We start from the raw sequence: 23,432 nt of genomic DNA, 5'->3' as shown, positions 1-23,432 counted from the left end.
CGGGGGACCCAGTACGCCGTGCCGCTCGTGATTACGGCAGGCGGTTGCGTTTACTGGATCCCCGCCTTCGCGGGGATGACGTCTAAGGGTAAGGCGACGGCAGGCGAACAGAACCCTGCGTCGATTTTTGGAGAGACAGATGGATTTTGATTTGACCGAGGAGCAGCGGCTTCTCAAGGACAGTGTCGACGGCCTCTTGACCGACTCCTACGATTTCGAGAGTCGCAAGAAATACATGGCCGAGAAGGGCGGCTGGAGCAAAGCCATCTGGGGCAAGCTCGCCGAGCAGGGCCTCTTGGGCCTGCCGTTCGCGGAGGCCGATGGCGGCTTCGGTGGCGGCGGCGTCGAGACCATGATCGTGATGGAAGCGCTCGGCAAGGCGCTCGTGCTCGAGCCGTATCTCGCAACCGTCGTGATCGGCGGCGGCTTCCTGCGCCATGGCGGCTCGGACGCGCAGAAGGCCGCGCACCTGCCCGGCATCATCGAGGGCAGCCAGACGCTCGCGTTTGCGCAGCTCGAGAAGAACTCGCGCTACGATCTCTTCGATGTCGGGACCACGGCGAAGAAGAAGGGCAGCGGCTGGGTCATCGACGGCGAAAAATTCGTCGTGCTCAACGGCGAAAACGCCGACACGCTTGTCGTCACCGCCCGCACCAACGGCGACCGCCGCGACAAAAGCGGCATCGGCGTGTTCCTCGTGCCGGCGAACGCCAAGGGTGTCGCCAAGAAGTCATACCCGACGCAGGACGGTCTGCACGCTGCCGACATCACCTTCACCGGTGTCGAGGTCGGCGCCGATGCTGCGATCGGTGACCCCGAGAATTCCCTTGCGCTGATCGAGCGCGTCGTCGATGAGGCCCGCATCGCGCTCTGCGCCGAAGCGGTCGGCCTGATGGATGAGTCGCTCAAGACCACCGTCGAGTACATCAAGACGCGAAAGCAGTTCGGTGTGGCGATCGGCTCGTTCCAGAGCCTCCAGCACCGCGCCTCCGACATGTTCGTGGCCGCCGAACAGGCGCGCTCGATGTCGATGTTCGCGGCCATGGCTGGTGATTTCGAGGACGCCAAGGAGCGCTCCAACGCGATCGCGGCGGCCAAGGTGCAGATCGGCAAGTCGCTGAAGTTCGTCGGCCAGCAGTCGATCCAGCTCCACGGCGGCATCGGCATGACCATGGAGGCGAAGATCGGCCACTACTTCAAGCGCCTGACCATGATCGAGAACACGTTCGGCGACACCGAGTATCACCAGCGCCGCGTGGCGGATGCTGGCGGGCTGATCTAGTCACACGATGACTGTCATGCCCCGGCTTGACCGGGGCATCCAGTACCCCGCAGCGGCAGTTCATTCACGCAACTTCTTCCGCCGAGTACTGGATCGCCCGGTCAAGCCGGGCGATGACGACTGAGTGAGAGGAAACAGCGGAGCTGCTGCCCCATACAGGGGAGGGTAGGGGAGAGCTACCTTGACCTTCCCCGTCCAATCCCTTTTCTTGGGCGCGACACAAGAACCTCCCTTAATCGGGGAAAGCCCAAGGTAGCCTCCATGTCTTTCGTCCTCGCCATCGATCAGGGCACCACCTCCTCGCGCGCCATCGTGTTTCGCAGCGACATTTCCATCGCGGCGAAGGCGCAAGCCGAGTTTCCGCAGCATTTCCCGGCCTCGGGCTGGGTCGAGCATGAGCCGGAGGACATCTGGACCTCGACCGTGACGGTCTGCCGCGATGCGCTCCAGAGCGCCGGCGTCACCGCCAAGGACGTTGCCGCCATCGGCATCACCAACCAGCGCGAGACCACCGTGGTGTGGGATCGCGCCACCGGCCAGGCCGTGCACCGCGCCATCGTCTGGCAGGACCGCCGCACCGCCGATATCTGCTCGAAGCTCAAGGCCGAAGGCCACGAGCCGCGGATCTCAGAGAAGACCGGCCTGATCATCGATCCCTATTTCTCCGGCACCAAGGTCGCCTGGATTCTCGACAACGTCCCCGGCGCCCGTGCGCGGGCCGCGCGCGGCGAACTGATGTTCGGCACGGTCGATTGCTACCTGCTCTGGCGGCTGACCGGCGGCAAGGTGCATGCGACAGATGCGACCAACGCCTCGCGTACGCTGCTGTTCAACATCCATACCGGCGAATGGGACGACGAGCTCTTGGAGCTGATCGGCGTGCCGCGCTCGATGCTCCCTGAGGTGAAAGACTCCTCCTTCCGCTTCGGCGAGACCACCCCGGCCCTGTTCGGCGGCGCTATACCGATCTGCGGCATCGCCGGCGACCAGCAGGCCGCGACCATCGGCCAGGCCTGCTTCCGTCCGGGCATGATGAAGTCGACCTACGGCACCGGCTGCTTCGCCCTGCTCAACACCGGCACCACGCCGGTGGCCTCGAAGAACAAGCTCCTCACCACCATCGCCTATCAGCTCGACGGAAAACGCACCTACGCCCTCGAAGGCTCGATCTTCGTTGCCGGCAGCGCGGTGCAATGGCTGCGCGATGGCCTCGGCATCATCAAGCACGCGGCCGAAACCGGCCCGCTCGCCGACCAGTCCGATTCCATGCAAAGCGTCTATCTCGTGCCGGCCTTCGTCGGCATGGGCGCGCCGTACTGGAATCCGCGCGTGCGCGGCGCGCTGTTCGGCCTGACCCGCAACACCGGCCCGGCCGAGCTCGCCCATGCCGCGCTGGAGAGCGTCTGCTACCAGACCTTCGATCTCTGGGCCGCGATGCGCGCGGACTGGCCGAGCTCGGAGACGGCGAGCGTGGTCTTGCGCGTCGACGGTGGCATGACGGCGTCGGACTGGACCATGCAGCGTCTCGCCGATCTCTTGGATGCACCGGTCGACCGCCCCGTGATCCAGGAGACCACGGCACTGGGCGCGGCCTATCTCGCCGGCCTCAATGCCGGCGTCTATCCCGAGCCGACGCAATTCGCCGACAACTGGCGCCTCGAGCACCGCTTCAAGCCCAACATGAGCCAGGCCACGCGCGAGCGGAAGCTCGCCGGCTGGGCGCGCGCGGTGAAGGGCGTGCTCGCGAGCGACGAGGGGGAGTGAGCGGCGAATGATCCTCCCCGACGGCTATTCGGACGTGCCGAGCGGGAAGATCGCCACGGTCGTCACCCATCTGGAGATGACCGCGCGGCCCATGCACCGGGATGATCCTTCCGGTACGTGGACCCTGCGCAAAGTCGACGCTCCGGCGCTCGACTGGTACCGCGATCTCTACCGCCGCGTCGGCGAAGAATGGCTGTGGTTTTCGCGGGGACGCATGAACGAGGCGGAGCTTGCCGCGGTCATCCACGCGCCGGGAATAGAAATCCATGCGCTGGTCGTGGACGGTCGCGACGAAGGTCTGCTGGAGCTGGATTTCCGCGAGGCCGGCCAGTGCGAGCTGGTCTATTTCGGCGTCACCGAAGGACTGATCGGGACTGGCGCCGCGCGTTTCCTGATGAACCGCGCGATGGAGCTCGCGTGGTCTCGCGACTTGCGCCGCGTCTGGGTGCACACCTGCACCTTCGATCATCCCGCAGCGCTCGCCTTCTACTAGCGCTCAGGCTTCCGCGCCTTCCGTTATCAGATCGAGATCGCCGACGACCCGCGCCTCGACGGCACGGTGCCGCGCACGGCTGCAAGGCATGTGCCGATCATCGAGTGATGGTTTGGACCTGTAGCCCGGATGGAGCGCAGCGTAATCCGGGGTGACGTTTCCCCGTACTCGGTTTCGCTGCATGCAGGCTACGCGTTCAAGACACCTCCCGTTTCGCATGAGAACGAAAGCTCGATCCCCATCATGCAAACTCCCAACTAGCTGTCGAAGTTCACCGCCGTGGTGTTGGCGCCGCAGATCAGCACCGCGACCCGTTCGCGAGGTGAGGGACGATAGCGGCCGGAGAGTAGCGCGGCGAACGCGGCCGCGCCGCCGGGCTCGGCCACCACGCGCAAGCTTGACCAAAGGTACGCCTGCGCTTGCCGGATCGCGTCATCGCTGACCAGAACGACCCGCTCGACATAGGCCCGCGCGATCGGAAACATCAATTGCCCGACGCGGCGCGGCGCAAGGCTGTCGGCGGCAATGCCGCCGGCCGGCGCATCGACCGGTCCTCCCGCCGCGAACGCGGCATGCAAGGTCGGTGATTGCTCCGGCTCGATCGCGACGACACGTGTCTTGCCGGCGTACCATGCCGCAATGCCGCCGATCAGCCCTCCGCCGCCGACGGCGACCAGAAGCGTATCGATGTCGGGAGCGTCCGCTTCGAGCTCCAGTCCGACGCTGCCCTGGCCGAGCAGCGTCTCGGCCTGATCGTAGGCGTGAACCGCCATCGCGCCCGTGCGCTCGACATGCGCTTCGCTCGCCGCAAGCGCATCTGCATAACGGCTGCCCGCGATCACGAGCTGCGCGCCATAGCCCCTGATCCGCTCCACCTTCGCAGGCGACGTGATCTCCGGCACGAAGATCTTAGCTGGCACGCCAAGCCGTTGCGCAGCATAGGCCACCGCGGCGCCGTGATTGCCGCCGGACGCCGCAACGACGCCGGCTTTCGGCACCTGCCGCAGCAACAGGTTCGCAAAGGCACCCCGCGCCTTGAACGATCCGGAATGCTGCAACATCTCAAGCTTGAAGGTGACGGGCTGATCGGGCTGGCCAAAATCAGCCAGATTGGCCTTCAGGAGCGGTGTGCGCCGGACATGCGGGCGGATCACGGCCTCGGTCGCCGCAATCCGCTCGCGTGTAATGCCTGTTGCTGCTGTCATGATGGCTGCCTTGATAGCGCGTCGCGGGGTTGACATCAATTAGGTAATTAGCAAAATGACTAAATGAAAATCGCGATCGTGTTGCGGGCGCTGGCCAATGAGCGGCGCCTGCAGATCCTGGAATGGCTCCGCGAGCCACGAAAACATTTTCGAGAGCAGGTTGACGGAGACCTGGTCGAGGATGGCGTCTGCGGTCTCCTGATCGCGGAGAAACTCGGCGTGAGTGCGCCGACCGTGAGCGAGCACATGCGGGTGCTGGCGGCTGCGAAGCTCGTGCGCGCCAAGCGCGTCAAGCAGTGGACGATGTACCGTCGCAACGAGGCGGCGATCGTAGCGGTGAAACGTGCTATCGAGGAAAACGTGTAGAGGTGCAAGCCATGTTCCTGATCGGCCAGTATGATTCTCCCTTCGTCCGCCGTGTCGCGATTGCGCTGAAGCTTTATGGCATCGCCTTCGAGCACAAGCCGTGGTCGACCTTCGGCGATGCCGACAAGATTGCGCCGTACAATCCGCTGCGCCGCGTGCCGACGCTGGTGCTCGACGATGGCGAGGGGGTGATCGAGAGCACGATCATCCTCGACTATCTCGACGAGCTCGTCGGGCCGGAGAAAGCGATGCTGCCGCGCAGCGGCATCGAGCGGCGACGGCATTTGCGCATCTGCGCGCTGGCGGGCGGTCTCGGCGACAAGGCGGTCAGCCTGCTCTACGAGCGCGTGCTGCGGAAAGAACAGCTCGCGCTGTGGGTTGAACGCTGCCAGGCACAGATCGCAGACGTGTTGAAGGTGCTGGAAGCCGAGCGCGCCAAGGTGACGACGCCGTACTGGCTGGGTGACCGCATCGGCCACGCCGACGTCGTGGTCGCCTGCGTCGTCCGCTTCACCCGCGAAGCGCACCCGCCGCTGTTCGATCCCGCGCGCTATCCGGCGCTGTCAGCGCATGCCGACCGCTGCGAGGCGCTGGCGCCGTTCAAGGAGATCGTCCAGCCGCTCGCGCCGCCCAAGGGGTGAGCGAGCGCAGGTTCGTAGGGTGGGTTGGCGAAGCGTAACCCACCACTTCTCTCAATGCGCGGAAAACAAAGAGGTGGGTTACGCCGAGCGGACTGCGCTTCGCGCAGCCGTGGGGCTAATCCACCCTACGCGCCTGGCGAACCCTCCCGCGCCCCTTACCGGCCGTAGAGACCGGTCAGGGTAGCCTTTCCGAGCGTGTGGAAGTGCAGATCGAAACCGACCAGTGCCGCGGATGCTGAATGGTCCTTTGCATTCGGAAGCTTATCGACGTCAACGGCGAATACCGTGATCTGATAGCGGTGCGGCTTGTCGCCAGGCGGCGGACATGGTCCGCCATAGCCATCGCTGCCGAAGTCGGTGCGGCTCTGGATCGCCCCCCTGGGTATCAGCTTCTTCTTTGGATCGCCGGCCCCCTTGGGAAGCGCAGTGACGGATGGCGGAAGATTGAAGACGACCCAATGCCACCAGCCGCTGCCGGTTGGCGCATCAGGATCATGTATCATCACGGCGAAGCTCTTGGTACCCGCCGGAGCACCGCTCCAGCTCAAGGCCGGTGAGGCGTTGTTGCCGGTACAGCCAAAGCCTTTGAGTACGTGTTCGCCGGCAATCGTGGCGCCTTCGCTGATGTCCGGGCTGCTCAGCGTGAGGCCCTGCGCACCAGCTCCGCCCGCAAGAAGCAGGAGCACACAGACTGCTGCGAATGAGAATGCAAACCTTGTCATCGGAAGCACCTCTTCAACAATGAGCTCAGAGACCGGAAAGTAGCGCCCGAGGAACTTGGTTTCAATCAGTCTGCGCCATCGCTCTCGAGGCTGCGGCGCAAATAGGCCATCTGGGCAGTTCGCGATGATTACATATTGCCGGTGATTTGCCCGACGCGTCAAGCAATTTCGGGAAATGCGCAGTCGGTCACCCCTGCAATTTTGCATGGGGTTGTTTTTTACATTTTGAGTTGAGGGGTGACGGGCGTCCAATCTCCAGCGTCGTCCCGGCGAACGCCCACGGGCTTTCACCACGACGACAGTGAAGATGTGGTGCGACTACCCCGCCCCCGCGCGCTTCTTCTGCCAGATGAGATGCACCGCGCACGTGCACCCCGGCGGATGCGAGGCGAGGTCCTTTGAGGTCTCGTCGTTCGCCGGCGTTGCCGCGAACGCGGCATCGGCAGCCTTGCGACCCTCAGCGGGTGCAGCCGGCTGCGCCGGGATGTAGTTCAGGATCGGCGCCAGCCAGCGCTCGACTTCGGCAACGCTCATCTCCTTGCGAGCCGCATAGTCCTCGACCTGGTCGCGCTCGATCTTGCCGACGCCGAAATAGAAGCTTTCGGGATGGCTGAAATAGAGCCCGGACACGCTACTGCCCGGCCACATCGCAAAGCTCTCGGTTAGCTTCACGCCGGCGGTGTTCTCCGCGTCGAGCAGGGCGAACAGCGTCTTCTTCTCGGTGTGATCGGGCTGCGCGGGGTAGCCGGGCGCGGGACGGATGCCCTGGTACTTTTCGAGGATCAGCTCCTCGTTGGAGAGCTTCTCATCCGGCGCATAGGCCCAGAACTCGCGGCGGACGCGGGCGTGCATGCGCTCGGCGAAGGCTTCGGCGAGGCGGTCGGCCAGCGCCTTGCAGAGGATCGAGGAGTAGTCGTCATTGGCCTTCTTGAAGCGGTCGGCGACCGCATCCTCGCCAATGCCGGCGGTGACCACGAAGCCGCCGATATAGTCCGGCACGCCCGTACCCGTGGGCGCAATGAAGTCGGACAGCGCTGCGTTGAATCGACCCTCGCGCTTCTCGAGCTGCTGACGCAGCGTGTGCAGTGTCGCGATTGTCTTGGTCCGGCTCTCGTCGGCGTAGAGCACGACGTCGTCGCCTTGCGCGTTCGCGGGCCAGAAGCCGATCGTGGCGCGCGCCCGGAACCATTTTTCCTTGACGATGAGGTCGAGCATCCTGCGCGCGTCGTCATAGAGCGAGCGCGCGACCTCGCCGACCTTGGGATCGTCGAGGATCGCGGGGAAGCGGCCGGCGAGCTCCCAGGTCTGGAAGAACGGCGTCCAGTCGATGCAGTCGACGAGTTCGGCGAGATCGTAGTCGTCGAACGTCTTCGTGCCGAGGAAGGTTGGCTTCACCGGCTTTGTCGCGGCAAAGTCAACCGGCACGCGGTTGGCGCGGGCATCACTCAGCTTCAGCCGCTTCTTGTCGGCCTGCGCGCGCAGATGCGCTTCCGAGATCTTTGCGTATTCGGCGCGCACCTCCGCGGCATAGGCATGGCGCTTCTCGGGCGACAGCAGCGAGGAGGCGACGCCGACGGCGCGGCTCGCGTCGTTGACATGCACGACGGGGCCTGCCTTGTAGTTCGGATCGATCTTGACGGCCGTGTGCACACGGCTCGTGGTCGCGCCGCCGATCAGGAGCGGCAGCTTCAAGCCCTCGCGCTGCAATTCGCCGGCGAAGAACGCCATCTCGTCGAGCGAGGGCGTGATCAGGCCGGACAGGCCGACGAGGTCGGCCTTCTCCGCCTTCACGGTCTCGACGATCTTGGCGGCCGGCACCATCACGCCGAGGTCGATGACCTCGAAATTGTTGCACTGGAGCACGATGCCGACGATGTTCTTGCCGATGTCGTGGACGTCGCCCTTCACGGTCGCGAGCACGATCTTGCCGGCGGATGAGTTGGCAGCGCCACCGATGCCGCTCGCGAGGTTGCGTGCCTTCTCCTCTTCCATGAACGGCATCAGCCAGGCGACCGCCTGCTTCATCACGCGCGCGGATTTCACGACCTGCGGCAGGAACATCTTGCCGTCACCGAAGAGATCGCCGACCACGTTCATGCCGGCCATCAGCGGGCCTTCGATGACGTCGAGCGGGCGCGAGGATGCCTTGCGGGCTTCTTCGGTATCCTGCTCGATGAACTCGGTGATGCCATGCACCAGTGCGTGCGAGAGCCGCTTTTCGACCGGCCATTCGCGCCAGGCGAGATCGGCTTCCTTGCTCTCGGTCTTCTTGCCGCGGAATTTTTCGGCAAGCGCGAGCAGCCGCTCGGAGGCGCTCGCGTCGCGGTTGAGGACCACGTCCTCGCAAGTTTGCCGCAGCTCGGGATCGATGTCGTCATAGACGATCATCTGCCCGGCATTGACGATACCCATGTCCATGCCGGCCTTGATGGCATGATACAAGAACACCGAGTGCATGGCCTCGCGCACCGGCTCGTTGCCGCGGAACGAGAAAGACAGGTTGGAGACGCCGCCCGAGATGTGCGCGCCGGGCAGATTCTGGCGGATCCAGCGCGTCGCCTCGATGAAGTCGACGCCGTAATTGTTGTGCTCCTCAATGCCCGTCGCGATCGCAAAGATGTTGGGATCGAAGATGATGTCTTCCGGCGGGAAGCCGACGCGGTTCACCAGGATATCGTAGGCGCGCTTGCAGATCTCGGTCTTGCGCGCGAACGTATCGGCCTGGCCGACTTCGTCGAAAGCCATCACCACGACGGCCGCGCCGTGGCGCCGCGCGATTTTGGCTTCAAAGATGAATTTCTCCTCGCCTTCCTTCATCGAGATTGAGTTGACGACGGGTTTGCCCTGCACGCATTTCAGGCCGGCCTCGATCACGGAGAATTTCGAGGAGTCCACCATCACGGGGACGCGGGCGATGTCGGGTTCGGCGGCGACGAGGTTGAGGAAGGTCCGCATCGCGGCTTCCGAGTCCAGAAGGCCCTCGTCCATGTTGACGTCGATGATTTGCGCGCCGTTCTCGACCTGGTCGCGCGCGACCTGGAGCGCGGCCGTGAAGTCGCCGGCCGTGATCAATTTACGGAAGCGGGCCGAGCCCGTGACGTTGGTGCGCTCGCCGACGTTGACAAAGGGGATCGCATCGGTGAGCACGAACGGCTCGAGGCCGGAGAGCCTCAAGCGAGGCTCGATCGCGGGCACGACGCGCGGCTTGTGCGGCGCCACCGCAGCGGCAATCGCCGCGATGTGCTCGGGCGTGGTGCCACAGCAGCCACCGACGATGTTGACCAAACCATCACGCGCGAACTCGCCGACCAGACGGGCCATGTACTCTGGCGTCTCATCATACTGGCCGAATTCGTTGGGCAACCCGGCATTGGGATAGGCGCAGACCAGCGCGTCGGCGACGCGGCCAATGTCCGCGATATGCGCGCGCAGATCTTCCGCGCCGAGCGCGCAGTTGAAGCCGATGGTGATGGGCTTTGCGTGCCGCACCGAATTCCAGAACGCCTCCGGCATCTGTCCGGACAGCAGACGGCCGGACTTGTCGGTGATGGTGCCTGAGACCATCACGGGCACGTCGATGCCGCGTTCTTCAGTGATCTCGGCGATGGCATAGAGCGCCGCCTTGGCGTTCAGCGTGTCGAAGATGGTCTCGACCAGCAAGAGGTCGACGCCGCCGTCGAGCAGGCCCCGGATCTGCTCGCCATAGGACTCGCGCAGGTCGTCGAAAGTGACGGCGCGGTAGCCGGGATTTGCGACATCAGGCGAGATCGAGGCGGTGCGGTTGGTGGGGCCGATGGCACCGGCGACGAAGCGCGGCTTGCCGTCCTCGGCCTCAACGCGTTTGGCGGCGTTGCCTGCGAGGCGGGCGCCTTCGCGCGCCATGTCATAGACGATGTCGGCGAGGTCGTAGTCGGCCTGCGCGATCGAGGTCGTCGAGAAGGTGTTGGTCGCGACGATGTCGGCGCCAGCACGCAGGTACGCGGCGTGGATATCCTCGATCGCCTGCGGCTGGGTCAGGATCAAGAGGTCGTTGTTGCCGCGCAGGTCGCGGTGAAAATTCTTGAAGCGCTCGCCGCGGAAGGCGGCCTCGTCGAACTGCAGGCCCTGGATCATCGTACCCATGGCGCCGTCGAGCACCAGGATGCGCTCGCGCGCGGCGGCGAGCAGGGCGGTTCGCTTGGGAGACACGGTCACGGTCATCGGTTACGCCGCCTTCTGCGCGCTCTTGGCGCGAATGCCGAGCAAATGGCTGATCGCGAATACGAGATCGGCGCGGTTCATGGTGTAGAAATGGAAGGTGTCGACGCCGTGCTTGGCGAGCTTGTGTACCTGGCCGGCGGCTACCGTCGCTGCGACGAGCTTGCGCGTCTCCGGATCGTTGTCGAGCCCATCGAACTTCTCCGCGAGCCAGTTCGGAACGCTGGTGCCGGCGCGGGTGACGAAATTGCGGGCTTGCTTGAAATTGTGCATGGGCATGATGCCAGGCACGATGGGGATATTGATGCCGCGCGTGCGGACGCGGTCGAGATAGCGGAAGTAGAGGTCGTTATCGAAGAACACCTGGGTGATCGCGCGCGTCGCGCCGGCGTCGACCTTGGCCTTCAGCGTGTCGATGTCGGCGTCGAAGTCGCGCGCCTCGGGGTGCTTCTCCGGATAGGCCGATACCGAAACCTCGATGTCGGCGTGCCGCTTCTTGATGCCGGCGACGAGCTCGGCTGAACTCTGGTAGCCGTCGGGATGGGTGGAGTAGGGCGTGCCGATGCCGCCGGGCGGATCACCGCGCAGGCCCACGATGTGGCGGACGCCGACCTCGTGGTAGCGGTCGACGATCTCGTCGATCTCACCGCGCGAAGCGCCGACGCAGGTGAGATGCGCGGCCGGCAGCAGCGAAGTCTCCTTCAGGATGCGGGCGATGGTGGCGTGGGTGCGCTCACGGGTCGAGCCGCCGGCGCCATAGGTCACCGAAACGAATTTCGGGTCGAGCGGGGCGAGGCGGTTGATGGTCTCCCACAGGTTCTTCTCCATCTCCTCGGTCTTGGGTGGAAAGAACTCGAAGGAGATCGCCGGACGCTTGGCGAGGTGCCCGTCTTGCCCATTATCTTGCCCGTTATATTGGGCGGGCGTCGCCGGCTCGGTCATGGCACCATTCGCTCCAGATTCTCTTCGCAACTGCGTCATTTAGCTTCGGAAGCGCTAAGATAGGCCAAACGGGGTATTCTCGACAGCCCATCGCCGATGGGAAGTGGCCCACTATGGCCAAGGAGATCGGTATTTTTGTGCCACACATGATGCCGGTGGGAAATCGATGAAATCTAGAAGTGTAAGTTATTTCAGGATATTATGTAGCATTTGAGTTTACTGAGCTGCGGTCAATCGGGTGGGCAGAATGAAAACTAGATGATCAAGGCTTGCGGAATCCCAACGGACTTCAGCAAATGCCAGGTCTCTCGAGGCCAACACAGGCCAGCTCTGCTTCATCCGGCCATTGCCGCTCCGGGGTGGCGCACTACGTTGAACCGGCCATGATCCAGCTCTCCGTTCTCGACCTCTCCGTCGTCACGTCAGGCACAAGGCCCGCCGCGGCGTTGCGCAACAGCATCGACCTGGCGCGCCATGTCGATCAACTCGGCTATGTCCGCTATTGGCTCGCCGAGCACCACAACCTCGCCTCCGTCGCGAGTCCGGCGCCTGACGTCATGATCGGGCAGATCGCGGCCGTGACGAAGCACATCCGTGTCGGCTCCGGCGGCGTGATGCTGCCCAATCACGCCCCTTTAGTGGTGGCCGAGCGCTTCAAGATGCTGGAGGCGCTTTTTCCCGGCCGTATCGATCTCGGTCTCGGCCGCGCGCCCGGCACCGACGGAGCCACGGCGTACGCGCTCAGGAGCCGTCTCGATCGCCGCGAGGGCGACGATTTCCTCGAGCGGCTGCACGAACTGATCCTGTGGGAGACGCGCGAATTCCCCTCGGGCCATCCCTACAACAACGTAGTCGCAATGCCCGACGATACGCCCTTGCCGCCGATCTGGCTGCTCGGCTCCAGCGACTATTCGTCGGAATTGGCAGCCCAGGTCGGCATGGGCTTCGCGTTCGCGCATCATTTTGCGAGCCATGATGCGATCGACGCGATGGCGCATTATCGCAACCGTTTCCAGCCGTCCGCCTGGCGCGCGACGCCGCACGCAATTCTCGCAGTGGCGGTCGTCACAGCGGATACCGATGAGGAGGCCGAAAAGCTCGCCTCGTCCTTCGACCTCAATCGGCTACGCCGCGATCGCGGCCAATATCTGCCGCTACCGAGCGTGGAAGAGGCGCTCGCCTACCCCTACACGGACGCCGAGCGCGCCTCGATCGCCCGCAACCGTTCGCGCCTGTTCGCCGGTAGCCCAGCGACCGTGCAGCAGAAGCTGAAGCCGCTGCTCGACGCGAGCAAGCCGGACGAATTGATGGTGATCACGGCGGTCTATGACCATGAGGCGCGGAAGAAGTCGTATTCGCTGCTGGCCGATGCATTCGGGCTGGTGAAGAAAGAGGCGGCGTAGAAGCTATCGTGCCCCTGGATCCCGGCTCGCGCTTCGCGCGTCCGGGACACGGGAAGCTAATCCAGCTTCTCGCTGAACGTCGCGCGGAACGGATGGCCCGGATACACGCCGACGATGCGGAATTCCCGGGAGAAGAATTTCAGCTCCTCGAGCGCGAAGGCGAGCCCCTTGTCGTTGGGGTGGCCGTCGACATCGGCGTAAAACTGCGTCGCGAAAAAATTGCCGTCGACCATGTAGCTTTCGAGCTTGGTCATGTTGACGCCGTTGGTGGCAAAGCCGCCCAGCGCCTTGTAGAGCGCAGCGGGCAGGTTGCGCACCCGGAATACAAAAGAGGTGACCAGCGGGCCCGAATCCTGCTCGGCCCATTTCGCCTCGCGGGCGAGCACGACGAAGCGCGTGGTGTTATGGGCCTCGTCCTCGATGTCCTCGGCCAGAATGTCGAGGCCGTAGATCTTTGCGGCAAGCCGCGAGGCAATTGCGGCGACGCTCTTGTCCTTGCGTTCGGAAATATCGCGCGCGCTACCGGCGGTGTCGGCGGCCACGATCGGTTTGACGCCGAGCTTGCGGATGATGCGCCGGCACTGGCCGAGCGCATGCACATGGCTCTCCACGCTCTTGATGTCTTCGAGCCTGGTGCCCTTCACCGCCATCAATTGATGCCGGATCGGCAGGAACCACTCGCCGATGATGAAGAGGCCTGAGGCCGGCAGCAGATGGTGGATATCGGCGACGCGTCCCGCGACCGAATTCTCGATCGGGATCATGCCGAGATCGGCCTCGCCGGACGAGATCGCTGACAGCGCGTCCTCGAAGGTCGCGCACGGCATCGGCTCGGCGTCGGGATAGGCCTCGTCGATGGCGATGTGGGAATTGGCCCCAGGCTCGCCCTGGAATGCGATTTTCATCTTGCTCATGTCGGGCCTTGTAACAGCGGCTCAGGATTTGGAAAGGATGCTGCGGGCGGTCTCTAAGTCTGCCGCGGTGTCGACGCCGCGGGGCACGGTGTCGACGATGGTGAAGTCGATACGCATGCCGGCCTCCAGCGCCCGGAGCTGCTCCAGCTTCTCCTGCAATTCCAGCGGCGAGGGCGGCAGCGATACGAACCGCTCCAGCGCGGCGCGGCGGTAGGCGTAGAGGCCGATATGGTGGTAACGCGGTCCGTCTCCGGTAGGGGCGGTGGCGCGGGTAAAGTACAGCGCGCGCATCCGCTTACCCCCGAGCGAGGTTCCCACAGCTTTCACAACGCTGGGGGCGAGGTCCTCCTCCTCGGTATGGATTTGCGAGGCCAGCGTCGCGATGTCGACGGAAGGGTCGGCGAGCGGGGGCAGCACGTCGCGGATGTTGGCAGTCGAGATCGTCGGGAAATCGCCCTGGAGATTGACCACGATCTCGGCCTTGCCGTCCGGATCGAGCTTCTGCATGGCCTCGTGGATGCGGTCCGACCCCGACGGATGCTCGGGGCGGGTCATTACGGCGACGCCGCCATGCGCGGTGACGACATCCGCGATCTCCTGCGTGTCGGTAGCGACTGCAACCCGGCCGATCGCGGCGGCTTCCGCCCGGCGCATCACATGCACGATCATCGGCAGCCCGGCGATGTCCTTGAGCGGCTTGCCGGGCAGGCGGGTGGCCGCCATGCGAGCCGGGATCAGCACTAGAATGCGGGGATCGGTCATCGGATCAAGGGCCTGGAAACGGTCGTTTTCCGCACCGGGAAATCGGGTGGGGATGGGAGGAAAGCGGGGCCGTTTATACGGGTTGCCAGACCACGGGCAAACCGATATCTCAATGGCAAAACTCGGGGGAACGATAAGGAACATTTGATTCTCCCGAGGCACGTCCTGGCGGCCGCTTGGGGCCGCTTTATCCTTCTTGCGGTGTGGGGCCTGGCCGGAAATGGACTCTTTCGAACTCAACAAGATCCTCGGTGCCATCCTCGGCACCTGCCTCATTCTCCTGGTGACAAGCTTCACCGCCCAGGCCTTGTTCGCTGCGAAACCGCCGGAGAAGCCCGGCTTCGAGATCGCCGTGAAGGAAGAGGCTGGCCATGGCGGCGAGGGCGGCGCGGCGGCGGCGTCGTCGGAGCCGATCGAAAAACTGCTCCAGACCGCCTCCGTGGAAAAGGGCGCTTCTGCCGCCAAGAAGTGCGGCGCCTGCCACACCTTCGAGAAGGGCGGCCCGAATCGCGTTGGTCCGAACCTCTACGGCGTCGTTGGCCGCGCCCGTGCCACCGAAGCTGGCTTCAACTACTCCGCCGCGATGAAGGGTAAGGGCGGCGAGTGGACCATCGACGATCTCAACAAGTTCATCACCAACCCGAAGGGCTTCATTCCCGGGACGGCGATGGGCTTCGCCGGTATTCCGAAGGATTCGGAGCGCGCCGACGTCATCGCCTATCTGAATAGCCTGGCCGATAGCCCGAAGCCGCTGCCGACTGCGGCGAAGTAAGATCGCCAAAAGATTATGCTGACCCGCGGCCAGGCTCGAAAAGCCTGGCCGTTTCCTTTTTCCTTATCTGTCGCTTGACGCCTCGCAGCGTTGTTATCGGGGCGTTTCGTCGCAGCGAACCGTCCCCGCGGCCTTACAAGATGAGGAAAAAGCAACACAATCGGTCGAAACCTTGCCGTATATTGGGGCCTTAAAGGGGTAACCTCCTTCAAGACAGGGACGTTCATTTGGCCATTACCCGACGCGATCTTCTGCTAGCCGGCGCTGCGACTGCTGCGCTCCCCGCCCTCGGTTCCGCCGTCGGCATTCCGATCATTGGCGCCGCGCAGGCGCAATCGGCCGGTGAACTTCCCTGGCGCCATGGTCTGTCCCTGTTTGGCGACATCAAGTACCCCGCCGATTTCAAGCGCTTCGACTACGTCAATCCGGACGCGCCGAAGGGCGGCATCGCGCGCATGATCTCGATCGGCACCTTCGACAATTTCAACATTGCGGTTGCCGGCATCAAAGGCGTGATCGCACCGGCTGCCGGGCTGATCCACGAAACCCTGATGACTCGCGCGCAGGACGAAGTGGCGACGCAGTACGGTGAGCTTGCCGAAGCCGCCCAGCATCCGGACGATTTCTCCTGGGTGATCTATCGCCTCCGCAAGGAAGCCCGCTGGCACGACGGCAAGCCGGTCACGCCTGAGGACGTGATCTTCTCGCTGGAGACGCTGAAGAAGCAAAGCCCGATGTACGGGTCGTACTACCGCCATGTGGTGAAAGCCGAGAAGGTCGGCGAGCGCGACATCAAGTTTACCTTTGACGGTCCTGGCAACAGGGAACTGCCCACCATCGTCGGCGAGCTCACGGTGCTGCCAAAGCACTGGTGGGAAGGCACCGATGCGCAAGGGCGCAAGCGCGACATCGGTGCGACTACACTCGAGATTCCGCTCGGCTCAGGTCCATACCGGATCAAGGAATTCGTGGCGGGACGCTCGATCAAGCTCGAACGGGTCAAGGACCATTGGGGCGCGAACTTGCCGAGCCAGGTCGGGCAGAACAATTTCGACGAGTTGCGCTTCGAGTTCTTCCGCGACAACATCGTGGCGCTCGAAGCCTTCAAGGCCGATCAGGCCGACTGGATCGCAGAGAATTCCGCCAAGCAATGGGCGACCGCCTACGATTTTCCGGCAGTCACCGAGAAGCGGGTGGTCAAGGAAGAATTCCCGATCAACGATTCCGGTCGGATGCAGGCCTTCGTGGTCAACAGCAGGCGCGACCAGTTTAGGGACCCGCGGGTGCGGCGGGCTTTCAATTACGCCTTCGACTTCGAGGAGATGAACAAGCAGCTGTTCTTCGGTCAGTACAAGCGGATCAACAGCTACTTCGAGGGCACGGAGCTTGCCGCAACCGGCCTGCCTCAGGGTGAGGAATTGCAGATCCTCGAGACCGTGAAGGACAAGGTGCCGCCGGAAGTCTTCACCACGCCGTACCAGAATCCGGTCGGCGGCAATCCGGAAGCGGTGCGCGCCAACTTGCGTGAAGCGGCAAAGCTCCTGAAGGAGGCGGGCTTCGAGGTACGCGATCACAAGCTGGTCGACGCCTCTGGCAAGGTTCTGACGGTTGAAATCCTGGTCCAGGATCCCTCGTCCGAGCGTATCGCACTGTTCTACAAGCCGTCGCTGGAGCGGATTGGCGTCAATACGTCGGTCCGCACGGTCGACGACGCCCAGTATCAGAACCGGCTGCGGAGCTTCGACTTCGACATGATCATCGATCAGTGGGGCCAGTCGCTCTCGCCGGGCAACGAGCAGCGCGAGTATTGGGGATCGCAGACGGCCGACGTGCCCGGCGCGCGCAACACCATCGGGATCAAGAATCCGGCCGTGGATGCATTGATCGAGAAAGTGATCTTCGCCAAGGACCGCCCTGGGCTCGTTGCCGCAACGCGTGCGCTCGATCGCGTGCTGCTGTGGAATTTCTACGTCGTGCCCCAGTTTACCTATTCGTTCTCGCGCTACGCCCGGTGGGACCGCTTCAGCCATGCCGAGCCGCTGCCGAAATATGGCAGGTCAGGCCTGCCGACGCTGTGGTGGTATGACGCCGAGAAGGCTGCCCGAATCGGAAAACGCTCTTGAGGAAGCTTTCGCGCATGGCGCAGCTTTCACGACGGCACGTGCTGGCCATGGGCGCCGGCGGCGCCTTGAGCGCATCGCTGAGCCCGGCTTGGCTGCGCGGCGCGCAGGGGTCGGAGATGCCGGCCGAGATGCACGGAATCTCGGCGTTCGGCGATCTCAAATATCCGGCCGACTTCCACCATTTCGACTACGTCAATGTCGATGCGCCGAAGGGCGGCACGTTCTCGCTGATCCCGTCGGTGCGCGCCTACAATCAATCCTTCTTCACATTCAGCTCGCTCAACGCCTTCATCCTCAAAGGCGAGGGCGCGCAGGGCATGGATCTGACTTTCATCTCGCTGATGGCGCATGCGGGTGATGAGCCCGATGCGATGTACGGCTATGCCGCCAAATCGGTGCAGATCTCCCCGGACAAGCTCGCCTACCGTTTCACGATTCGGCCCGAGGCGAGGTTTCACGACGGTGGGAGGCTGACCGCGCATGATGTCGCCTTCTCCATCAACACGCTGAAGGAAAAGGGCCATCCGTTGGTCCAGTTGCAGATGCGCGACGTCAAGGGCGCCGAGGCGCTCGATGACTCCATCGTAGTGGTGAATTTCGCCGAGAAGCGCGCGCGCGACGTGCCGCTCTATGCGGCAGGCCTGCCGATCTTCTCGAAGGCTTATTACGCGACGAGGCCGTTCGAGGAATCGACGACGGATGTCCCGCTCGGCTCGGGCCCCTACAAGGTCGGGAAGTTCGAAATCAATCGCTACATCGAGTTCGAGCGGGTGAAGGACTGGTGGGCTGCCGACCTGCCGGTCTGTCGCGGCAGCAACAATTTCGACGTCGTGCGCTACGAGTACTACCGCGATCGCGACGTCGCGTTCGAGGGCTTCACCGGCAAGAACTACTTCTATCGCGAGGAATTCACCTCGCGCATCTGGGCGACGCGCTACGATTTTCCGGCCATCAAGGACGGCCGCGTCAAGCGAGAATCGGTGCCGGACCGAACGCCGTCAGGCGGCCAGGGCTGGTTCATCAATACCCGCCGCGACAAGTTCAAGGACGCCAGGATTCGCGACGCCATGAATTGCGCGTTCGATTTCGAGTGGACCAACAAGACCATCATGTATGGCGCCTATGCCCGCACAATCTCGCCGTTCCAGAACTCTGACCTCGTTGCGCAAGGCATGCCCTCGCCGGAGGAGTTGAGGCTGCTCGAGCCCTATCGCGGCCAGGTCCCAGATGAGGTGTTTGGCGAGCCCTACGTGCCGCCGGTGACGGACGGCTCGGGCCAGGACCGCACGCTGTTGCGCAAGGCGCAGCAGTTGCTCCAGGAGGCAAAGCTTCCGGTCAAGGATGGCAAGCGTCTGCTGCCGAATGGCGACGTCTTCACCGTCGAGTTCCTGATCGACGAGCCGTCGTTCCAGCCGCATCACGCCTCCTTCATCAAGAACCTGAACACGCTTGGGATCGAGGCCAGTCTGCGCGTCGTCGATGCCGTCCAGCATCGCGCGCGGGTCGAAGGGTTCGATTTCGACGTCGCGATCGAGCGCATCAGCATGACGCCGACCCCCGGTGACAGCCTGCGGACCTATTTCACCTCGCAGGCCGCAGCCACGAAGGGATCCCATAACCTGGCCGGCGTCGCCAATCCTGCGATCGATGCGCTGGTGGAGAAAGCGATGGCGGCCAATACGCGCGATGAACTGACGGTCGCCTGCCGTGCTATCGATCGCGTCTTTCGTGCCGGGCGCTATTGGGTGCCGCAATGGAACAACACCAGCCACCGACTGGCCTATTGGGACATGTTCGATCACCCGAAGGAGTTGCCGCGGTACCAGCTGAGTGACTATTCCAGCGACGTCGGCGAGCGGACTCTGTGGTGGTATGATGCCGCCAAAGCCGCCAGGCTCGATCAGGCGAAGTAGCTCATGAGCGCCTATATCGCCCGCCGTATCCTCCTGATGATCCCGACGCTGCTCGGGATCCTCTTCATTTCCTTCGTGGTGGTGCAATTCGCACCGGGCGGCCCGGTGGAGCGCGTGATCGCGCAGCTCTCCGGCGCCGACACCGGCGGCACCTCGCGCATCTCGGGCGGCGGCGATTTCGCGCAGCGTGCGCCGGGACAGGTCGGCGCCGGCGCCGACGCGGTCAACTCGAAATACCGCGGCGCGCAGGGGCTCGATCCCGAGTTCATCAAGAAGCTGGAGCAGCAATTCGGCTTCGACAAGCCAGCGCCCGAGCGCTTCCTGATGATGGTCTGGAATTTCGCGCGGTTCGATTTCGGCACCAGCTACTTTCGCACCGTCAGCGTCATTCAGCTCATCAAGGAGAAGCTGCCGGTCTCGATCTCGCTCGGCATCTGGCTGACGCTGATGACGTACCTGATCTCCATACCGCTCGGCATCCGCAAGGCGGTCAAGGACGGCGCGCGTTTCGACACCTGGACGTCGGCGGTGATCGTGCTCGGCTACGCGATCCCCGGCTTCCTGTTTGCGATCCTCCTGATCATCCTGTTCGCCGGCGGCTCGTTCTTCAACTGGTTCCCGCTGCGCGGGCTGACATCGGACGGCTGGTCGCAATTCCCCTGGTACTGGAAGATCCTCGACTATTTCTGGCACCTGACCTTGCCCCTGATCTCGATGGCGCTCGGTGCATTTGCGACCATGACGTTTCTCACCAAGAATTCGTTCCTGGACGAAATCCGCAAGCAATATGTCATGACCGCGCGGGCCAAGGGCTGTAGCGAGCGACAGGTGCTCTACGGCCACATCTTCCGCAACGCCATGCTGATCGTGATCGCGGGTTTCCCTGGCGCCTTCATCAGCGCCTTCTTCTCGGGCTCGCTTTTGATCGAGACCATCTTCTCGCTGGACGGGCTCGGGCTGCTGGGTTTCGAGAGCGTTCTCAACCGCGATTATCCCGTCGTGTTCGGCACGCTCTACATCTTTTCGCTGATGGGGCTCGTGGTCAATCTGATCTCCGACCTGACCTATATGTGGATCGATCCCCGGATCGATTTCGAGGCGCGGGAGGTCTGATGTCGGTCATCGCGCCCACACCGATCGAGACCAAGACCCAGGCGCCGCTGGGCGAGGCAGTACCCCCTACGGGCAAGGCGTTCGCCCCGTCGCCGCTCAACCGCCGGCGCTGGCAGAACTTCAAGGCGAACAGGCGCGGCTACTGGTCGTTCTGGATCTTCATGGTCCTGTTCGTGGTGTCGCTGTTCGCCGAACTGATCGCCAACGATCGTCCGTTCATGATCAAGTTCGACGGCCGTCTCTACTGGCCCGCTTTCGTTACCTATTCGGAGACCACCTTCGGCGGCGATTTCGAGACCGCGGCCGACTATCGCGATCCCTATTTGCAGAAGCTGATCAAGGACAAGGGCGGCCTGATCGTCTGGCCGCTCATCCGCTATTCCTACGACACCCACAATCTCGACCTGCCGACACCCGCGCCGTCGCCGCCAACCTGGATGCTGACGGAGGCGCAATGCAAGCCGGTGGTGGAGAAGAAGGGACTGAAGAGCTGCCGCGATCTCGAATACAACTGGCTCGGGACCGACGATCAGGGCCGCGACGTGGTTGCGCGTCTGATCTATGGCTTCCGCATCTCGGTGCTGTTCGGCCTCATCCTGACCATCGTCTCGTCGGTCATCGGCATCATCGCCGGCGGCGTGCAGGGCTATTTCGGTGGCTGGATCGATCTGTTGTTCCAGCGCTTCATCGAGATATGGAATGCGATTCCCTATCTCTATCTGCTGCTCATCATATCGGCGGTGCTCCCGCCGGGCTTCTTCATCCTGCTCGGCATCATGGTGCTGTTCCACTGGGTGGCGCTGGTCGGCCTCGTGCGCGCGGAGTTCTTGCGCGGGCGCAATTTCGAATACATCCAGGCTGCACGGGCGCTCGGTGTCTCCAATGCCGTGATCATGTTCCGCCACCTCCTGCCGAACGCCATGGTGGCGACGATGACGTTCTTGCCGTTCATCGTCTCCTCATCGGTGATGACGCTCACGGCGCTGGACTTCCTGGGCTTTGGCCTGCCGCCCGGCTCGCCGTCGCTCGGCGAGATGTTGGCGCAGGCCAAGGCCAACGTGCAGGCGCCGTGGCTTGGTTTCTCCGGCTTCTTCGCCGTCGCGATCATGCTGTCGCTCCTGATCTTCACCGGCGAAGCGGTCCGCGACGCCTTCGATCCGCGCAAGACGTTCAGGTAAGCGATGGACGCGATCAACCAGCCCCTTCTGAGCGTGCGCGACCTCTCGGTGGCCTTCCACCAGGGCGCAGGCACGACGCTCGCCGTCGACAAGGTGTCGTTCCAGATCAAGCGCGGCGAATGCGTGGCGCTGGTCGGCGAATCCGGCTCCGGCAAGTCGGTCAGCGCGCTCTCGGTCATGAAGCTTCTGCCCTATCCCAACGCCTCGCATCCCTCGGGAAGCATCCGCTTCAAGGGGCGTGAGATCCTGAACCTCTCGGAGCAGGAGATGCGCGGAATCCGCGGCAGCGACATCTCCATCATCTTCCAGGAGCCGATGACCTCGCTCAATCCGCTGCACACGATCGAGGCGCAGATCGGCGAGATCATCCAGCTCCACAATCCGACCAGCAATGCGCTGGCGCGCAAGCGGACGCTGGAACTCCTCGCCCAGGTCGGCATCCCCGATCCCGAGACGCGGCTCGCGAGCTATCCGCATCAGCTCTCCGGCGGTCAGCGCCAGCGCGTGATGATCGCGATGGCGCTCGCCAATGAGCCCGACCTGTTGATTGCGGACGAGCCGACGACGGCGCTCGACGTCACGGTGCAGGCGCAGATTTTGGCGCTGCTAGCCGAGATCCGATCGCGCCTCGGCATGAGCCTGCTCTTCATCACCCATGATCTCGGTATCGTGCGCCGTATCGCCGACACCGTCTGCGTGATGAACGGCGGCAAGATCGTCGAGCAGGGGCCGGTCGAGCAGGTCTTCACCAGCCCCAAGCATCCCTATACGCGTGACCTGCTCGCGGCCGAGCCGAAGCCGGATCCGGCGCCGCCGCAGCCGAACGCGCCGGTCGTGATGTCGGCCGACGCGCTGAAGGTCTGGTTTCCGATCAAGCGCGGTTTCCTGCGCAAGACGGTCGGACACATCAAAGCGGTCGACGGCGTCAGCGTCGCCGTGCGCAAGGGCGAGACGCTCGGCGTCGTCGGCGAGTCCGGCTCCGGCAAGACCACGCTCGGGCTTGCGCTCTTACGGCTGATCTCGTCGAACGGCCGCATCGTCTTCCTGGGGAAAGATATCCAGGGTCTGCGCTTCAAGGAGATGCGCCCGTTCCGCCGCGACATGCAGGTCGTGTTCCAGGATCCGTTCGGCTCGCTCAGCCCGCGCATGTCGGTCGCCGATATCGTCGGTGAGGGGCTTTCGGTGCATCAGCCGAAGCTTTCGCGCGAGGACCGCGAGGCACGCGTCATCAAGGCGCTGGAGGATGTCGGTCTCAATCCGGAAACGCGCTTCCGCTATCCGCATGAATTCTCCGGCGGCCAGCGCCAGCGCATCAGCATCGCGCGCGCGATCGTGCTCGAGCCGGATTTCGTCGTGCTGGATGAGCCGACCAGCGCGCTCGACATGCTGTTCCAGGCGCAGATGGTCGACCTTCTGCGCGAATTGCAGCGCAAGCGCGATCTCACCTACATGTTCATTTCGCACGATCTGCGCGTCGTGGCCTCGCTCGCCAGCCACCTGATCGTGATGCGCGGCGGCAAGGTGGTCGAGGAAGGGCAGGCGGCGGAGCTGTTCAAGAACCCGAAGACAGACTACACGCGCGCCCTGTTCGCGGCCGCGTTCCGGCTGGAGACGGCCGGCAACGGGGCGGTGGCGACGTAGG

General features: G+C 63.7%; 17 protein-coding genes and 1 pseudogene. 12 read left to right on the top strand and 6 right to left on the bottom strand.

All coding sequences use genetic code 11. The features are described from left to right. Nucleotides 1-139 precede the first annotated feature (139 nt). The 3 genes and pseudogenes from pimD to SO140_RS16445 all read left to right on the top strand — a co-directional run bounded on the left by pimD (nt 140) and on the right by SO140_RS16445 (nt 3,647). Complete coding sequence (gene pimD / locus SO140_RS16455; RefSeq protein WP_474801829.1) at nt 140-1,282, top strand: pimeloyl-CoA dehydrogenase small subunit; 1,143 nt, start codon at nt 140-142, stop codon at nt 1,280-1,282. 261 nt (nt 1,283-1,543) lie between these two features. Continuing rightward, a complete protein-coding gene (gene glpK, locus SO140_RS16450; protein WP_474801827.1) occupies nt 1,544-3,046 on the top strand; it encodes a glycerol kinase GlpK in 1,503 nt (500 codons plus the stop codon). A 7-nt stretch (nt 3,047-3,053) separates the two neighbouring features. Continuing rightward, nucleotides 3,054-3,647 (top strand): annotated as a pseudogene (locus SO140_RS16445) (GNAT family N-acetyltransferase). Nucleotides 3,648-3,796: 149 nt separating this feature from the next. Here SO140_RS16445 and SO140_RS16440 read toward each other — a convergent pair. Then, nucleotides 3,797-4,744 carry a threonine/serine dehydratase gene (locus tag SO140_RS16440; RefSeq protein ID WP_498542816.1) on the bottom strand — a complete coding sequence of 316 codons (948 nt, stop codon included), beginning with the start codon at nt 4,742-4,744 and terminating at the stop codon, nt 3,797-3,799. Between the two features lie 63 nt (nt 4,745-4,807). Here SO140_RS16440 and SO140_RS16435 point away from each other — a divergent pair, with 63 nt between their 5' ends. Next, nucleotides 4,808-5,110 carry an ArsR/SmtB family transcription factor gene (locus tag SO140_RS16435; protein WP_449381324.1) on the top strand — a complete coding sequence of 101 codons (303 nt, stop codon included), beginning with the start codon at nt 4,808-4,810 and terminating at the stop codon, nt 5,108-5,110. Between the two features lie 11 nt (nt 5,111-5,121). Continuing rightward, the gene (locus tag SO140_RS16430) at nt 5,122-5,751 is read left to right on the top strand and encodes a glutathione S-transferase family protein (protein WP_474801849.1); all 630 of its coding nucleotides are present in this window, start codon (nt 5,122-5,124) and stop codon (nt 5,749-5,751) included. A 155-nt stretch (nt 5,752-5,906) separates the two neighbouring features. On the opposite strand, the gene SO140_RS16425 is transcribed toward SO140_RS16430, so the two are convergent. The 3 genes from SO140_RS16425 to metF form a co-directional block, all read right to left on the bottom strand. Further along, complete coding sequence (locus tag SO140_RS16425) at nt 5,907-6,473, bottom strand: YbhB/YbcL family Raf kinase inhibitor-like protein (protein ID WP_474801823.1); 567 nt, start codon at nt 6,471-6,473, stop codon at nt 5,907-5,909. Nucleotides 6,474-6,791: 318 nt separating this feature from the next. Next, entirely contained in the window at nt 6,792-10,673 is a 3,882-nt protein-coding gene (gene metH / locus SO140_RS16420) for a methionine synthase (RefSeq protein WP_474801821.1), read from the bottom strand. Nucleotides 10,674-10,676: 3 nt separating this feature from the next. Then, on the bottom strand, nt 10,677-11,612 hold the full coding sequence (gene metF, locus SO140_RS16415; protein WP_449381321.1) for a methylenetetrahydrofolate reductase [NAD(P)H]: 936 nt from the start codon (nt 11,610-11,612) through the stop codon (nt 10,677-10,679). A 383-nt stretch (nt 11,613-11,995) separates the two neighbouring features. On the opposite strand from metF, the gene SO140_RS16410 reads away from it, so the two are divergent. Then, nucleotides 11,996-13,015 (top strand): LLM class flavin-dependent oxidoreductase, encoded by a 1,020-nt coding sequence (locus tag SO140_RS16410; protein ID WP_474801818.1) that lies wholly within the window; start codon nt 11,996-11,998, stop codon nt 13,013-13,015. A 56-nt stretch (nt 13,016-13,071) separates the two neighbouring features. On the opposite strand, the gene SO140_RS16405 is transcribed toward SO140_RS16410, so the two are convergent. Further along, nucleotides 13,072-13,929, bottom strand: coding sequence for a prephenate dehydratase (locus tag SO140_RS16405; protein WP_449381319.1), 858 nt, complete (start codon nt 13,927-13,929; stop codon nt 13,072-13,074). A gap of 21 nt (nt 13,930-13,950) precedes the next feature. Then, nucleotides 13,951-14,691, bottom strand: a complete 741-nt coding sequence (locus SO140_RS16400) for a 3-deoxy-manno-octulosonate cytidylyltransferase (protein WP_449381375.1) — start codon at nt 14,689-14,691, stop codon at nt 13,951-13,953. 220 nt (nt 14,692-14,911) lie between these two features. Here SO140_RS16400 and SO140_RS16395 point away from each other — a divergent pair, with 220 nt between their 5' ends. The 6 genes from SO140_RS16395 to SO140_RS16370 all read left to right on the top strand — a co-directional run bounded on the left by SO140_RS16395 (nt 14,912) and on the right by SO140_RS16370 (nt 23,431). Further along, nucleotides 14,912-15,463, top strand: coding sequence for a c-type cytochrome (locus tag SO140_RS16395; RefSeq protein WP_498542815.1), 552 nt, complete (start codon nt 14,912-14,914; stop codon nt 15,461-15,463). 227 nt (nt 15,464-15,690) lie between these two features. Continuing rightward, nucleotides 15,691-17,586: an extracellular solute-binding protein gene (locus SO140_RS16390; RefSeq protein ID WP_449382717.1), complete on the top strand. Its 1,896-nt coding sequence runs from the start codon at nt 15,691-15,693 to the stop codon at nt 17,584-17,586. Nucleotides 17,587-17,600: 14 nt separating this feature from the next. Continuing rightward, the gene (locus SO140_RS16385) at nt 17,601-19,499 is read left to right on the top strand and encodes an extracellular solute-binding protein (protein WP_449382716.1); all 1,899 of its coding nucleotides are present in this window, start codon (nt 17,601-17,603) and stop codon (nt 19,497-19,499) included. A 3-nt stretch (nt 19,500-19,502) separates the two neighbouring features. Further along, nucleotides 19,503-20,612, top strand: a complete 1,110-nt coding sequence (locus tag SO140_RS16380) for a microcin C ABC transporter permease YejB (protein ID WP_283038202.1) — start codon at nt 19,503-19,505, stop codon at nt 20,610-20,612. Then, complete coding sequence (locus SO140_RS16375; protein WP_449382715.1) at nt 20,612-21,790, top strand: ABC transporter permease; 1,179 nt, start codon at nt 20,612-20,614, stop codon at nt 21,788-21,790. The genes SO140_RS16380 and SO140_RS16375 overlap by 1 nt, the downstream gene beginning before the upstream one ends. A gap of 3 nt (nt 21,791-21,793) precedes the next feature. Next, nucleotides 21,794-23,431 carry an ABC transporter ATP-binding protein gene (locus tag SO140_RS16370; RefSeq protein WP_449382714.1) on the top strand — a complete coding sequence of 546 codons (1,638 nt, stop codon included), beginning with the start codon at nt 21,794-21,796 and terminating at the stop codon, nt 23,429-23,431. Nucleotide 23,432: the final 1 nt, after the last annotated feature.

The organism is Bradyrhizobium sp. UFLA05-108, from assembly GCF_059803455.1.
This window is presented reverse-complemented; position numbering and strand designations above follow the sequence as displayed.